This is a genomic window from Alkalihalobacillus sp. MEB130 (assembly GCF_032335535.1).
In the GTDB taxonomy this organism is placed as follows: domain Bacteria; phylum Bacillota; class Bacilli; order Bacillales; family Bacillaceae_D; genus Halalkalibacter.
The window spans coordinates 128443-143222 of the sequence record NZ_JAOANA010000004.1; the positions used below are offsets into that span (position 1 = coordinate 128443).

Here is a 14780-nt window from a genome sequence, read left to right on the forward strand (position 1 = left end):
AATGGATAAGAAGAAACTTGAATTCGAATATGATTTAGGAATGGACCTTGATCTACTGAACCTCGGTAGTGACATAGAAACAAAAGCCGCTACTGAATTTGATTTCCATGAAAAATTTTTAGAATTATGTATATCTAAATTGAAGAAAAAAGCGAATAAAGATAAGGCACAAGATATGAATGTAAAAGATGAAGAACAAAAAGTAGACGATGAGCCTAAGAAGGAAGAAGAAGTAGAAGAAGCAAAAGAAGAAGAACCTACGAAAAAGGAACAATGTATTCCTAAAATAAAAGAACCAGTAGTGGAGAAAGAAGAGAAAGAAAAAAAAGAGAAGAAACAAAAGAAAGAGACGGAGAACGATTTTACTTTCAAAGATATCCTTGATAAAAAAGAACTTAAGGGAATACTCCCTGACCTAGATTTTCTTCATGACAAAAAGAAAAAGAGAAAGAAAGAAGATAGTATTTGCAAAGAACTAAAGAATATTATGGGGTTGCCACATCTTAAGAACCTAAAAGATTTAAACAAATTAAAGCATTTAAAAGACATCGACAAGCTAGATGACCTTGATGATTTAAAACACCTAAAAAAACTCAAACACTTAAAACAATTAAAAAAGAACACCCCCAAAAAGAAAGACTGTATTTGTACTACCATTTCCAAGATGAAAGGAAAAGAAGTTATCATTCGTACAAAATCAGGAAACGAGATCAAAGGATTTGTACATGATATTAAAAAGAAAAAGAATTGCATCATCATATCAGAATCAACTAAACCTCATATAAAGAAAACACTCGTTCGTTGCAAAGATATCGAGAGCATTACCGCTACACATCTTTAATTACTCTTCTTGGTAGTGACCTTAAAGTCAAGTACAGACTTTTTGAGCTCACTACCTTTTTGTTTTGGACAAAAATAAGACCTGATTGATTTCATTTTAACCAATCAAGTCACTACTTTTTCTTCTAAAAAATTAGTCTTTCAATAAGGTTAGCACTGATTCCAACAGCACATTTGCCCCTTGTTCACATTCTTCCCAAGACGTTTCTTCCTCCTCACAATGGCTCTTTCCACTTTTACTTGGAGCAAATAACATTACTGAAGGAGCAATCGTGTTAATAAATTGAGCATCATGACCTGCCCCACTTATCATTTTCTTGTATGAATATCCTAATATTTTGGTTGATTCTTCAAGCAATTGGACTAATTCCTCATCAAACCATACGGTATCACGAGACCACATTTTTGTTAGTTTCACTTCGCAATTGCCTTGCTGAATAACTACATTTGCTTGATCAGCTATATGTCTTTCCACTTCTGTAAGAACCTTTGCATCTTTATGCCGTGCTTCCAAAGAGAAAATCACTTTATTAGGAATAACGGTATGTATGTTTGGCTTCACATTCACTCGTCCAACTGTGTATACCAGTTCACTGTCTAATTGATCTAACTTCTTTCGTATGTCATAAATGAAATCATTCATATCAAAAAGGGCGTCTTTTCTCATTAGCATGGGGGTAGTTCCGGCATGATCGGATTCTCCTGTGATTTCAATTTCATAACAAACCATTCCCATCACGGCTTCTACTACCCCAATAGCCAAACCTTCACTTTCTAATATAGGACCTTGTTCAATATGTAGCTCTAAGAAGGCTGTTGCTTCCTTTAGACGATTTTGAATATCACCAGCATATCCGCTCGCATATAATGCTGACTCAAACGTTGTTCCATCTCGATCAACCTTCTTCAGCATCTCTGCTTTATCAAATTTCCCCGATAACACTCCAGATGCCATCATAGATGGTTCAAATCTTGCACCTTCTTCATTCGTAACATTTACTATCGTAATCGGGATACGAGGAGTAATGTTATGATCAACAAGTGTTCGAACTACTTCAAGCCCAGCCAAAACACCTAACACCCCGTCAAACCTACCACCTTTTTTTACGGTATCTAAATGAGACCCTATTACGATTGGAGGTTTGTCTTCCAGCCCAGGAAGTGTAGCATAGATGGAGCCCATATCATCCACTTTTACCACCATCCCGAGTTTTTCACAACAAGAACAAAAATAATTACGAGCTAAACGATCTTCCTCTGAAAGAGCTAAACGTGTAACACCATTGTTAGCAGTTCTCCCAAAGTCTGCAAATGTTTCTAGTTCATTTTTTAACCGTTCACCATTTACTAATAATTTTTGTTTCTGCATTTAATCACCCTCCAATATGTAAGATCACTTATTATTTGATGAATTTATACAATTGTACTGTTCTTCCCACAAAAAGTTCACTTAGTTCGTTAGTATTTATTACAGACTTTTTCTTTTATTAACCATTACTCTTAAAATAGATTTATCTCCCTATCTAACTTCTAAAATAAAAACCGAGTAATAGGATTATCCCATTATTCGGTGTAAAAGCCCTATTTCTTGTCATCCATCATTTTACCGATTGTATCAAAATTAAGAGAAGCAGGATCCTTTGTAATCGTTTGTACGATTTGATCTTCCTGTTCTTTGCTTACACTCTTGTTTGCCGCTTTTGAAACATCTCTAATCAAATTTCGGACCGTCTTCTCATCCCTGAAATTGGCATTTTGTACAGAGTTAGCTAGCTTCAAGATTTCACTCATCTTCACACCTGTCTTCTTCTCAATCTTTTGAAAAAGACCAAACACTTACTTCCTCTCCTTTCACCAACATCACTTTTATATAAGAACTGCCCCAAACCGTCATAACAATTTGGGACAGCCATTTTCACCTTCTGTTACAACGTCATATTAGTAACCGTACCCTACATATGACGCTCCGATAATTACTAACAAGATGAACAATACAACGATTAACGCAAAGCCACCTCCGTGTGCATATCCTGCCATGCTTAACACCTCCTTCACGTCATCTTAAATAGCAAAATCTAACTGCTATTCTTGGTTACTATATGCAAGTGGTTTTTAACTTGTTTGGGTGAATGTATAATTTTTTTCGAAAATTATCTTATCTACTTATTTTTATTGCATATGTTACATGCCCTTTCCGTTTCCTACTCATTCACATAGACTAAAATAAGAATAGTTAGGAGGGAGACAAATGCACTTAACCTATACTGCACTTGGAGACTCCTTAACAGTTGGTGTTGGAGCCTTTCTTACTCACGGATTTGTTAAGCGTTATGCTAAAAAGCTGGAATGCCTGTACCAAGTCCCACTCGATGTAAACATTCGAGCCAAGCCAGGTCTAACTTCAGGTCAGTTATTACACGATATAGCATTTAACGAGAAAACAAGAAATGCCATTGCTCAAGCAGACATGATCACTATAACTATAGGTGGAAACGACCTTCTTCAAGCAGCTCGTCATTTTCATCAACCTTATAACCTCGAAAAAAGTATGAATCAATACTTTTTTCATATGAGAGCAATTCTAAATGAGATATCTACTATTAGATCCTGTAATCCAAGAACCTATTTTATTCAGCTAATTGGTTTATATAACCCTGTTCCATCCATTCCTTATAGCGATCTGTATTTGCATCGTTATAATGACATGTTACGGAGCTTTTCCTCTCGTCACATTACGTATGTGGATATTTATAAACCGTTTTTACGTAACCCCCAGCAGCTTCTAGCTGGAGATTATCATCCGAACAACAATGGATACGAAATCATTGCTGAACATGCGTTTTTAAATCACTTACAATATGTACATTCAAAAAAAGGAACCAAAAAAGGATAGTAAGAGAACAAGTCTCTTACTATCCTTTTCTTAGTAGTCAAGAAGGTTAGCTACCTCTCCTACAATGTTAAAACCAAGATGGTCCTCTTCTCGGTTGATGATCATCTTTTTTATCAGCTACATCATCTACCTTTCTAGGGGGTCCAAACAAAAGTCTCGTCCATGGATCAACAAATTCTTTTTTCGGTTCTTCTTTTTTTGGTTCCTCTTTTTTAGGTTTTTCTTTTTTATCCTCTACAGGTTTTTTAGGTTTATCATCGTCTACCGGTTTTTCAACTGGAATAGGCTTCTTTTTTTCTTCTGGCTTACAATCTTCAACTGGCTTTTTTATATCCTCGATTGGCTTGGTTGGTTGTACTGGCTTTTTTTCTTTTTGTACGGGTTTTAACGGCATTGGACGTTTACGTTCAGCTAAAGGCGCCAATTGTTCTAACGGCTTTTTCTTTTGTGTCATGATTAATCCCTCCATAGTTTTTCGATATGGTAATACAATATGGAGAAATGACACAGTTTGATTGGGTAAATGAGTACTTTTCCTTCGATATTTTAATTTACAAAATCATGACACTTTCTAATGTATGAAAAAAGCGTTTTGATTGAAAAGGTTGTGACTCCGCTTCCCTGCTTAGTTGGAGAAAATCATGAATGTTCATCTTCACCTCTTCCTCAAGTGAATCAATACCTAAAATAGGCTCATTTTCATATTCATTCACGAGCCAAGTAGCCAAACCACTTGGTGACCGAAGGATATTAAAGGAAGTAATAACATGATCCACTTGTATTGATTCGAGCAATCTTAATGCCCGTTCGAGTTGCATGAATGCTTCATTCTCTTCTCTTATCCAACTAGCTTGAACAGTAGACAAAATTTCTTGCATCGTTGCTTTTGTATTTGGTTCAAATTGTTCTCTTAGAGGCAATTGATCAAGTAATATGGAAAACGTTGCATCACCAAGCATAATCGTTTTCGGATCCATCTTTTCAATCTTAAAATAGCCAATAAAGGCGGTTGGTAGAAAAATATATTCAAGGAATCCTGTAACTGCTTGTATATTTGGAAAAAGCAAACGAAGAGATTCCTGCTGTCCTGAATAAATATTTAAAATTTGACCTATAAAAATCAAATCGTTTTGTTTATAAATTTGGGTAGAAGGAGAAAGCCAATTTTCCCCACTTTTTGCCTTCTCTTTCCAATACTCAGCGTAACGATATTTACTCATCTTGCACCTTCTCCCTAAAAAATGGTACTTAAAAAAAGGCAGTCCTGATGAATGACTAGAGGACTACCCAACGATGTTTCTACTAAAATAAACTATTTATAATCTAGTATTTCCAATTTATTAAGTTTTTAAACGTATTTAGGAGATTTCTACAGTGAGGTTTGCTAAAGGAGCAAGGGAGGAAGTATGTACACAAGTTGTTTCAGAAATTTTATTTATTATATCAAATGCTCATTCCACTATACAACTAGTAATGTAGATTAGCTATCACGCAAATTTTTGAAATAGCAAGGGGTGCAAACCGTTAATTTTTGACCGTTTGCACCCCTTGTGTCACGATTTCTTACATGCATCTAGAAAAGATTGAAAGATTGCTTTTGCATGTTGATCTCCATTTGGCAACATTCCTTCAGGATGCCATTGCAAACCTAAAACAAATGAATGAACTGTACTTTCAATCGATTCAATTATTCCATCGCTAGCCGTTCCACTTATTTGAAAACCAGTTGCAATATGCCTATTTGCTTGATGATGAAAACTATTAACCTTAAATTTTTGCACTTTCGTAATTTGATGTAGCAAGGATCCTTCTTTGACGTGAACGAAATGAGAACCATGAGATATTGGGGCAACCTGCGTATGTTGCAAAAGATCCTCATCTATTTGACTGTAGATGTCTTGAAACATATCACCACCTGCAGCAATATTTAAGATTTGGCATCCTCTGCATATCGCTAAAATGGGTTTATCCATCCTCAACATATCTTTAATCATATACATTTCGAATTCATCACGATTAGGTCGAATTAAGCCTAGTTTTGGGTGAGGCTCTTCCCCAAAAAAAGTTGGATCAATGTCCCCTCCACCCGAAAGCAAGAGCCCGTCAATCATGTTAGTAAGCGACTCAAGTTCATGGTGTTCAGCAATATTAGGCAAAATCACCGGAATTCCACCTGCTTTTGTCACTGCTTTCACATATTGATGTGAGAGCGTATTTTCGTTATTATTTTCTGATGTTGAGATCCCTATTATAGGCCTCATTGTTACATCAACCCCTTCGTTCTTCTGTAGTCTAAAGGTAACTTATGAAAATTAATTCTTCAATAGAAGTTTCTAATAAGTTGACATAACAAATATTTATAGCAAATGTCCTACAATATGCTTACATTTTAAAAAGCCTGCTCTTAAACTTAAAAGCAGGCACAACCTTCATTCTTTTTTCAGCCAATCTTCCTCTACAAATTCATGGTTCATATGAACACCTGTTTCATAGCCTTCACTCGCTGCGCCCATTAACCCTGTAAACCTTTTAGCGGCATCACCAATAATATATAGCCCTGGTATTTTCGTTTTTCCATGCTCTTTCGTTTCAAAAGCTCCTTTTTTTGTTAGCGGTACACCTAGGTCTTTCGGTATCATTGTAGCTTGCTCCGCTCCTGTATTCACTATAAAAGCTGCTTTTCTTTTGATTGTCTCACCATCTTCAAAAACAACTTCTTGTAATAACCCATCTGCAGAGAACAACTCTTTTATTTTTGTTTGAACTAGTCGTACGTTGTGGCTTTCGACCTCTTCTATTTCTTTTTTAGTTAGAATAGCAGGACCGTTTGTCATTACGATTAAATCTTGGCTCCAATTATAAATGAGTCGAATATAATGAATGAGGTCTTTTTGATTCCCAATAACAGCTAGGGGGAAATCTCGATGTTCCCATCCATCACAATATGGACAAGAAAAGACCGATGTACCATATACATCTTTTAAACCCCGAATTTCAGGAAGGTGTTCCTTTAATCCTGTTGCGAATATAATTTTGCGGCTAGAAATTACCATTCCACTACGTGCTGTCGTTTTAAAGCGGTCTGTTTCTTGTTCAACCTTATCAACAACATCGTCAACAATTGTTACATTATCATATTTTTTCATCTGTTCATGAGCAATTTCACGAAGTTCAAATGGCTTAATCCCATCACGAGTTAAGAACCCATGAGATTCATACGTTACTTCATTCCTTGGGTGTCCTGAATCGATTAACAAAACGCTACGACATGACCTTCCAAGCACTAACGCAGCACTTAATCCTCCAGGTCCTCCACCAACAATTGTTACATCTACAGTCCGGTGTTCCAACGTCATTTCTCCTTTCTTTCTAAAAAACGGCAATAAAAAAAGGACAGACCTAGTCTGCCCTTTTTTGCCATACCTTACTCTTCATCCCAAACTTTCACTTCTTGCATTGTATCCCCTTGCTTAATACGATAAACAGAATCAAGACCTTCTACTACTTGTCCAAAAACTGTGTGTACTCCATCTAAATGAGGTTGCGGCTCATGTACGATAAAAAATTGACTTCCGCCTGTATCTTTACCTGCATGGGCCATAGAAAGTGAACCTGCTACGTGCTTATGTGGGTTTCCAGCTGTTTCACACTTAATTGTGTAACCAGGACCACCCGTACCATTTCCAGTTGGGCAACCACCTTGTGCCACAAAGCCAGGAATAACACGGTGGAACGTTAGTCCGTTGTAAAATCCTTCATTTGCTAGCTTTTCAAAGTTTTCAACATGTCCTGGCGCAGCTTCAGGGAAAAATTCAATAACAAGCTTTTCGCCATTTTCGAAAGAAATAGAACCTTTTTTCATATGTATAGCCTCCAATTTATTTAGATTCACTTTATTGTACACGATTCGGATTGCAATGTGAAATTGAAATGCCCCGCAAGTTTGATATGTAAGCATTCCACCCTATTTAAAAAGCTGTTGAAAAATTCTTCTCAACAGCTTTCTTTCTTATTCTCTTGTTTGCTTAACAATTCGCACAAACTCTCTAGCCTTATCTGTTATAGAAAGAAGTGCCTCCTCATTAATCGTAGCTGGCACAAGTGTCCCACCGACTCCTAAACCTACTGCACCCGCTTTAATATAATCGGCCGCATTCGCTAAACCAATTCCTCCTGTCACCATTAAAGGAACATGAGGCAACGGTCCTTTTATATTTTTAATATATGATGGACCAACAGCACTTGCTGGGAACACTTTTATTAGATCAGCGCCATGTTCATAAGCCGTTACGATCTCTGTCGGAGTAAACGCCCCAGGAATACTCAGCACCCCATATCGTTTTGACATCTTAATTGTTTCTACATTAACTGTGGGAGAAAAAACAAATCTTGCTCCAGATAAAATGGCTGCTCGTGCTGTTTCTGGATCTAAGACAGTTCCTGCCCCTACAATTACATCCTCATTCTCAAGTTCTATTGCTACTTTCTCAATAATTGACATGGCTCTTGGTGTTTCAACTGTAATTTCAAGGGCTTTAACTCCCCCTTCCCTTAACGCTTTACCTATTTCAACAATGTTTTCTGGCTTTGAACCACGGATAACAGCGACAATTCCACTTTCTGTAATCTGTTCTAATAAATTCATCGTTTCCTCCAACTCAACATCGAAAAATACCAACGTTGTTATTTTTGTCAATGGTTGCTTATTTTGTAGCTGCCTTCGCAAGCTTTTTAACACTTTCTTTCATGCCATTTAGTAATATACTCGAAACATTACTTGATACCAATTCGTTAAGTCCTTCAATTTCATTTAAATCTAAACCCCAAAGTTCTTTATTTTCTAATACTGACCTTGTTAAGCTGTTAACATCTGCACCGCCATTTTCAAATTGATCCCATGCTTTTGTTAATGCTGTTAGTGCTTCTTTATTGTCACGAATCGTGTATTCATCGTTTCCTCGTTTACCAATTAGAAAATCACCGCCATTTCTATCAGGACGATAATAGACAATGAGAGCAGCTAATGAAAACAATATCACTTTTGGCAACTTATTCGTTTGTTCAATATAATCCAATAAAGAAGGAATGAGCCTTGATCTGTATTTATAAATGGCATTCATGCCAATATCAGCTAAATAATGCTTGTTGTATGGGTTTTCAAATCTTTCTATGACTGATTTAACAAATGCTCTCTTTTCTTTTTCATCCATCTTTACAGTAGGAAAGATCTCCTCAATCATGCCACCTTTTACAAATTCACCTAAGTCAGGATCCTGCATCGCTTCTAGGACAGTATCAACACCAGCTAAGTAACAAACAGAAAACATCATTGTATGGGGCCCATTTAATAACCGAACTTTCAGTTCACGATATGGCGTAATTGCTCCCCATTTCACATTTAGGCCAGCTTGATGAAGTGGCAAACGCTCTACCACATCCTCTCCTGCCTCAATGGCAAATAAATGATACGGTTCTCCGGCAGTCAAAAGAACATCTTCATAACCAAGAAGCTCTCTATAGTGCTCAATGTTGTCTTTAGGATATCCTGTCACAATCCGGTCGACTAATGTATTGCAAAACTGATTATAATTGATGACCCAAGCAATAAAGTCATCAGACATCCTCCATTCTTTTGCATATCGAAGAACAAGCTCTTTTAATACATCACCATTGGATTCTACTAATTCACACGGAAGGAAGATCAAACCTGCATCGGGCTTAGCGTTCATCACTTTGTAACGGTGGTGCAAGAAGGCTGTAACTTTTCCCGGAAAAGATAAAGGCGATTTTTGCTCATCATATGCTTCTTGTAAGTAGGTAAGACCAGCTTCAGTTGTATTGGAAAAAACGAACTGAATGTCAGGTGATTCTGCTACTTTTAGAACTTTTTCCCAGTTGCTATATGGGTTAATTCCTCTAGAGATCGACGAAATAATTTCATTACGTTCGACGATCTGCCCGTTTTCAATCCCTCGCAGTGCAAGAGTGTATAACCCATCCTGGTCATTTAACTTAGGTACAACTCTCCCGTGCGGTGTTGGTTGTATCGCTACTACTTTCCCATTAAACAACCCATGTTTATTTAATTCGTGAATCATCCAATCGATAAATCCTCTTAAAAAGTTCCCCTCCCCAAATTGAATAATTTTTTCTGGCAAGTGGTCTTGATTTTCATATGCAACTTGAGCAGGAAGGTTTTCTAATTTTATTGAACGGCTTAATTGCTCCATCTAAAAATCACTCCTTTGTTGAGTTTGCAAAAAAGAATTATAAAATAACGCCATCTTTAAAGATGGAAATCTCTTTAAATCCGTTCTTTTCATTATTTGTACGAACGTTCCCTGAAGCTAATTCGATGATGTAATCAAACAATTCATCTGTCAGTTCATTCATTTCTTTCCCATTTATAAGTTCACCAGCATTGAAGTCAATCCAGTTTTTCTTCTTCTCAAAGAGCTTGCTGTTCGTAGACATTTTTACTGTTGGGACAGGTCCACCAAACGGAGTTCCTCTTCCTGTTGTAAAAATAACAATATGTGCTCCTGAAGCTGCTAACGCAGTAACTGATACAAGATCGTTTCCAGGTCCTTGAACTAAGTTTAACCCTGGCTCTGTTACGCGTCCACCGTATGGCAACACATCGTTGACAGGAGAGAATCCTCCTTTTTGAACACATCCTAGTGATTTCTCTTCTAATGTTGTAATACCACCCTTTTTATTACCTGGTGACGGATTTTCATAGACTACTTGGTCATGCCTGATAAAGTAGTCTTTAAAGTCATTGACTAAATCAACAATCATATTGAAAACCCTTTCATTTTTTGCCCTGTTCATGAGAAGTGTTTCTGCTCCAAACATTTCTGGTACTTCCGTTAAAATCGATGTACCTCCATGTTCGATTAATTTATCCGAAAAGGACCCAACAAGTGGGTTCGCTGTAATTCCTGAAAAGCCGTCAGACCCCCCACATTTCAAACCGACTTTTAATTTTGATACAGGTACTTCTTCACGTGAGAACGTTTTCGCGTAGGAGACAATTTCATCAAGTAGTTCTAACCCTTCCTCTAACTCATCATCAGCTTCTTGTACGCTTAAGAACCTCACTTTATTCTCTTCAAAATCACCAATCACTTTTTTGAATTCAGCAATATGATTGTTCTCACAACCTAATCCTAGTACTAGAATACCTGCAGCATTAGGATGATGTACGAGGTTACTTAATATCTTTTGTGTATTTTGAAGATCATCTCCGAGTTGGGAACAACCGAACAGATGCGGGTAATGATATACACCGTCAATGCCATCCCCCCTATACTGATTATCTGCGGTCTTTGCTAGAAGTTCAGCGGTTTTATTAATACAACCTACTGTGTTTATGATCCAAACTTCATTCCGAATTCCGACCTCACCATTTGCACGAACATAGCCTTTGAACGTTCTATGCTTTGCTTGACTTATTGAATGAGCGATTTCATCTGGATTAAAGGTATAATCTAATGTTCCTGATAAATTCGTTTTCGTGTTATGAGTATGAACCCATTCCCCCACTTCAATCGTTTCTGTTGCATGCCCAATTGGAAATCCATACTTCATTACATTATGACCCTTGTTTATAGCTGCTATTGCCACTTTATGACCGGTTGGGACAGCCACCTTTAATGTGATGTTTCTATTATCAAATTGCAGGGTCTCCCCAGCTTCATAATTTTTAAGAGTGACAACTACATTATCAGCCTTATTAACTAAAAGATAATTTGAGCTCATGTTGACCTCCTTTTTATTAATTTCATAGAGTCCAAGAAAAATAACAACGTTGTTATTTTAATTTTATAAAAGGGTACGGTAAATGTCAATTAAGAAAAACTAATTTACTAACTTATACTGCTGTTGGTCTTGCTCTTTCTTCTGTAAGTAATTTGAAACGACCCGACCATAAAATGCCGCCAACGTTTGTTGAAACAGCGTACCGAGAACAATAGGTACGGAAACCGGTGCTGGAAAATATAAAATAGCTATAGTCGCCCCAACACTAATATTTCTCATCCCGCTATTAAACAATAAACTTATGATTACATCGTTCTCAAATTTTAAACACTTCCCTAAAACGACACCAAGTAAGTATCCTATGGATGCAATACAAAAAATGACCATTGCAACAGAGAGTAGTTTCCAGTTAAATCCCAAAACAGGAGCTGCAACGGAACTATTAACGGCGATAACAAAAAACAAGCCAACTTTTGAAAAAGGAGCAAGCGTCCCTTTCACATCTTTCTTCTTTAACACTGGAATATAATTTAAAGCAATTCCTAATAACGACGGAATAACAATCATTAAAAATAAATTTGACATCAAACTCCATGTATGAATGTCAATACTCGTACCGACAAACAGGTGTAAAGAAAATGGAATAACAAACGGGGCTAAAAGTGTGTTTACTAGGACAATTAATAATGAAACAGAGGAATTTCCTTTATAAATGGAAACCCACATCAAACTAATGACCCCTGTAGGAATGATAAAAGCAATAATTAATCCTACAATGGTTAAATAATCGTTTGGAAACAACAAATGTCCTAACAAAAATGCGATACATGGCATAAAAATTTGAATGATCCCTAGTGAGAGAAAAATCGGTTTAGGGTGCACGATCGCATTTTTAATCTTTTCTAATCGTACTCCAATGCTACTTGCTAACGTGATAAAGGCGAAAACCCAAGGGACTAGAACAACCCAAGACTGAATGTAATTGGATAACAATAAACCTAACAAGACACAGCATGGTGTAAGAAATGGCATCGCTTTTTCTAAGTGCTGATTTATAATCTGAACCATATTCATACTCCTCACTTTAAATTCGACTCTTACGGTTTCACTTATAAATCTTACTTTAGTTTGATATAATAAGTAAATAGATTAACAACGTTGTAATTTAAAATGGAGGCAGACTATGGGGGTAACAATCAAAGACATAGCCAAGCATGCAGGAGTAAGCTATTCAACGGTATCAAAGGCTTTAAGAGACAGCCCATTAGTAAAAAAACCTACGAAAACAAAAATTATGAAAATAGCACAAGAATTAGGATATCAACCTAACGTAGCAGCAAGAAGTCTTGTACAAAAAAAGTCGTTTACAATTGGAGTCGTTTGGCCAAGTGTAGAAAGAGTCGCTCCGTCTATTCTGATTACAAAAATTAACGATCTTTTAGAAAGAAAATCGTATACTACACTTTTGTCTATTAACAAAGTGGAATCAGCTATTGCTACCTTCAATCGGTTTCAGGTAGATGCAATCTTAGTTTTCGGAGACAATAAAACCGTACTTAGCGACACTTTAATTCAGACAACCGTTCCGATTCTTTATTACGGACTGAAAGAAAACTCAACGTATCCAACGATTGATGTTAATAGAAGAAAAGCCATTAAACAAGCTGTGCATTACTTACAAGAAATTGGCCACAAAGAGATTGCTTTTATTGGAGACTTATCTGACAATGACCCTCTTCAAAAAGAAAAAGCAATCGGTTTTTTTGAAGCGATGAATGTTAAACAAGCATCCGAATTACCTGAGTTAGCTATTCCCACTAATGGGCTGGAGGTGCATGATGGATATCATGCTGCAAAAACTCTCCTTTCAAATAATACGAGTGTCACAGCACTAATCAGCGGGAGTTATGATTTAACACGTGGAATTCTTCGAGCAACCAGCGAACTAGCTCTTCACGTACCAAAGGACATTTCTATTATTAGCTATGACAATATCCCACAGGCAGACAATTTAGAGGTAACTTTATCTACTGTAGGTGTACCTGTATCAAGAATTGCCAAACAAATTAATAAAGCCCTTCTCTCTATCTTAGAGGGCCATGACATTCAAGACCACATCATTTTAGATCCTGAATTAAATATTGCTAACTCTTGTGCTCCCTTTGGGTGGTATGATTAAATAAACGAGAAAAATGTCTATTTCGTTTTAAGCACTCTAAAGTGTAGCGATTCATTTTTTTTAAGTCTTGCGAGGAGTCTGTTTCTCCTCGCAAGGCAAATAGAACTGAGTCAGTATCACCTCTGGACTTTTAAACAGCTCCTATGTTATCTACTAATATCCTCTAATTCTGCCCCGTAGAGAAACTGATGAATTTCTTCTCTGCTTGGCAATCCTTCAAAATCACCTGGAATTTGTACCGCCATCGCTCCAACTGCATTTCCACGTTCAACCGCTTGATACAAAGGTAATTGATCTAATAGACCAGAAATCAGACCAGCAGCAAAGCCATCTCCGGCTCCAACAGGATCAACCACTTGATCGACTTGGAAACCAGGTACAAGCTCACTTCTCTCTTTTGTAAAGTAATAGGCTCCCTTTTCACCGACTTTCATCACTACTAGTGAAGCTCCGTGCTCTATAAACTTCTGGCCAAGAGAATCTACATCCCTTATTCCAAACATAAACTCCCCTTCTGAAATTCCCGGCAAGACAATATCTGCTTTTGAAGCAATTTCAAGTAAAACTTCTTTTGCACGATCCTCAGACCAAAGTTTTTTTCGTAAATTAGGATCGAATACGACCTTGACGTTATTGTCTTTTGCAATCTGGATCATTCTCATAATAGTTTCATAGCAACTCTCGCTTAGTGCTGGCGTAATGCCTGTTACATGAATGTATCTTGCATTTGCAATATATTGTTCATCTAAATCCGTAACATGTAATTGACTTGCTGCTGATCCTTTACGATAGTATTCTACCTTTACATTGCTTGAATTTCTTACTTCCTTAAAATAAAGACCAGTTTGAGCAGTCTCATCTATCTTCACTTGACTAACATCAATTCCTTCCCCTCGAATAAAGGAGAGCAAGCCCTTTCCTAATTCATCGTTTCCTACTTTGCTTATCCATCCTACTTCATGTCCTAGTCTCGTTAAGCCAATCGCTACATTTGATTCAGCTCCACCAAATTTACGAGAATAAGTAGCTGCATACCTCATTAATGGCGATGACTCAGGACTAAAAACAGCCATTGACTCTCCAATTGTTACAACATCCATCTTA

General features: G+C 37.0%; 16 protein-coding genes and 1 pseudogene. 4 read left to right on the top strand and 13 right to left on the bottom strand.

Annotation, left to right across the window (positions count from 1 at the left end; genetic code table 11):
- Position 1 precedes the first annotated feature (1 nt).
- Complete coding sequence (locus N0O92_RS05940) at positions 2-841, top strand: hypothetical protein (RefSeq protein WP_315613740.1); 840 nt, start codon at positions 2-4, stop codon at positions 839-841.
- A 132-nt stretch (positions 842-973) separates the two neighbouring features.
- On the opposite strand, the gene N0O92_RS05945 is transcribed toward N0O92_RS05940, so the two are convergent.
- The 3 genes from N0O92_RS05945 to N0O92_RS05955 all read right to left on the bottom strand — a co-directional run bounded on the left by N0O92_RS05945 (position 974) and on the right by N0O92_RS05955 (position 2877).
- Positions 974-2209 (bottom strand): Zn-dependent hydrolase, encoded by a 1236-nt coding sequence (locus N0O92_RS05945; protein WP_315613741.1) that lies wholly within the window; start codon positions 2207-2209, stop codon positions 974-976.
- Positions 2210-2421: 212 nt separating this feature from the next.
- Positions 2422-2676 carry a stage VI sporulation protein F gene (locus N0O92_RS05950; RefSeq protein ID WP_315613742.1) on the bottom strand — a complete coding sequence of 85 codons (255 nt, stop codon included), beginning with the start codon at positions 2674-2676 and terminating at the stop codon, positions 2422-2424.
- Positions 2677-2778: 102 nt separating this feature from the next.
- Positions 2779-2877 carry a YjcZ family sporulation protein gene (locus N0O92_RS05955; RefSeq protein ID WP_315613743.1) on the bottom strand — a complete coding sequence of 33 codons (99 nt, stop codon included), beginning with the start codon at positions 2875-2877 and terminating at the stop codon, positions 2779-2781.
- 211 nt (positions 2878-3088) lie between these two features.
- Between N0O92_RS05955 and N0O92_RS05960 the strand changes: the two genes are divergently transcribed.
- Positions 3089-3733 carry a GDSL-type esterase/lipase family protein gene (locus N0O92_RS05960; RefSeq protein WP_315613744.1) on the top strand — a complete coding sequence of 215 codons (645 nt, stop codon included), beginning with the start codon at positions 3089-3091 and terminating at the stop codon, positions 3731-3733.
- A gap of 67 nt (positions 3734-3800) precedes the next feature.
- On the opposite strand, the gene N0O92_RS05965 is transcribed toward N0O92_RS05960, so the two are convergent.
- From N0O92_RS05965 to N0O92_RS06005, 9 genes are all read right to left on the bottom strand, one after another.
- On the bottom strand, positions 3801-4187 hold the full coding sequence (locus N0O92_RS05965; RefSeq protein WP_315613745.1) for a hypothetical protein: 387 nt from the start codon (positions 4185-4187) through the stop codon (positions 3801-3803).
- Positions 4188-4284: 97 nt separating this feature from the next.
- Entirely contained in the window at positions 4285-4953 is a 669-nt protein-coding gene (locus N0O92_RS05970) for a hypothetical protein (protein ID WP_315613746.1), read from the bottom strand.
- A 333-nt stretch (positions 4954-5286) separates the two neighbouring features.
- On the bottom strand, positions 5287-5994 hold the full coding sequence (locus tag N0O92_RS05975; protein WP_315613747.1) for a gamma-glutamyl-gamma-aminobutyrate hydrolase family protein: 708 nt from the start codon (positions 5992-5994) through the stop codon (positions 5287-5289).
- A 168-nt stretch (positions 5995-6162) separates the two neighbouring features.
- Positions 6163-7089 carry an NAD(P)/FAD-dependent oxidoreductase gene (locus N0O92_RS05980; protein ID WP_315613748.1) on the bottom strand — a complete coding sequence of 309 codons (927 nt, stop codon included), beginning with the start codon at positions 7087-7089 and terminating at the stop codon, positions 6163-6165.
- Between the two features lie 68 nt (positions 7090-7157).
- Positions 7158-7595, bottom strand: a complete 438-nt coding sequence (locus tag N0O92_RS05985; RefSeq protein ID WP_315613749.1) for a peptidylprolyl isomerase — start codon at positions 7593-7595, stop codon at positions 7158-7160.
- Positions 7596-7742: 147 nt separating this feature from the next.
- Complete coding sequence (locus N0O92_RS05990) at positions 7743-8378, bottom strand: bifunctional 4-hydroxy-2-oxoglutarate aldolase/2-dehydro-3-deoxy-phosphogluconate aldolase (protein WP_315613750.1); 636 nt, start codon at positions 8376-8378, stop codon at positions 7743-7745.
- Between the two features lie 58 nt (positions 8379-8436).
- The gene (locus N0O92_RS05995) at positions 8437-9963 is read right to left on the bottom strand and encodes a tagaturonate reductase (RefSeq protein WP_315613751.1); all 1527 of its coding nucleotides are present in this window, start codon (positions 9961-9963) and stop codon (positions 8437-8439) included.
- Between the two features lie 37 nt (positions 9964-10000).
- Positions 10001-11497 (bottom strand): UxaA family hydrolase, encoded by a 1497-nt coding sequence (locus N0O92_RS06000; RefSeq protein WP_315613752.1) that lies wholly within the window; start codon positions 11495-11497, stop codon positions 10001-10003.
- Between the two features lie 99 nt (positions 11498-11596).
- Positions 11597-12565, bottom strand: a complete 969-nt coding sequence (locus N0O92_RS06005) for a bile acid:sodium symporter family protein (protein ID WP_315613753.1) — start codon at positions 12563-12565, stop codon at positions 11597-11599.
- A gap of 112 nt (positions 12566-12677) precedes the next feature.
- Between N0O92_RS06005 and N0O92_RS06010 the strand changes: the two are divergent.
- A pseudogene (locus tag N0O92_RS06010) lies at positions 12678-12815 on the top strand (LacI family DNA-binding transcriptional regulator); the annotation flags it as partial.
- Positions 12792-13676 (top strand): substrate-binding domain-containing protein, encoded by an 885-nt coding sequence (locus N0O92_RS06015; RefSeq protein WP_315613859.1) that lies wholly within the window; start codon positions 12792-12794, stop codon positions 13674-13676. The pseudogene N0O92_RS06010 and the gene N0O92_RS06015, both read left to right, overlap by 24 nt.
- Before the next feature lie 146 nt (positions 13677-13822).
- On the opposite strand, the gene N0O92_RS06020 is transcribed toward N0O92_RS06015, so the two are convergent.
- A complete protein-coding gene (locus N0O92_RS06020; protein ID WP_315613754.1) occupies positions 13823-14776 on the bottom strand; it encodes a sugar kinase in 954 nt (317 codons plus the stop codon).
- Positions 14777-14780: the final 4 nt, after the last annotated feature.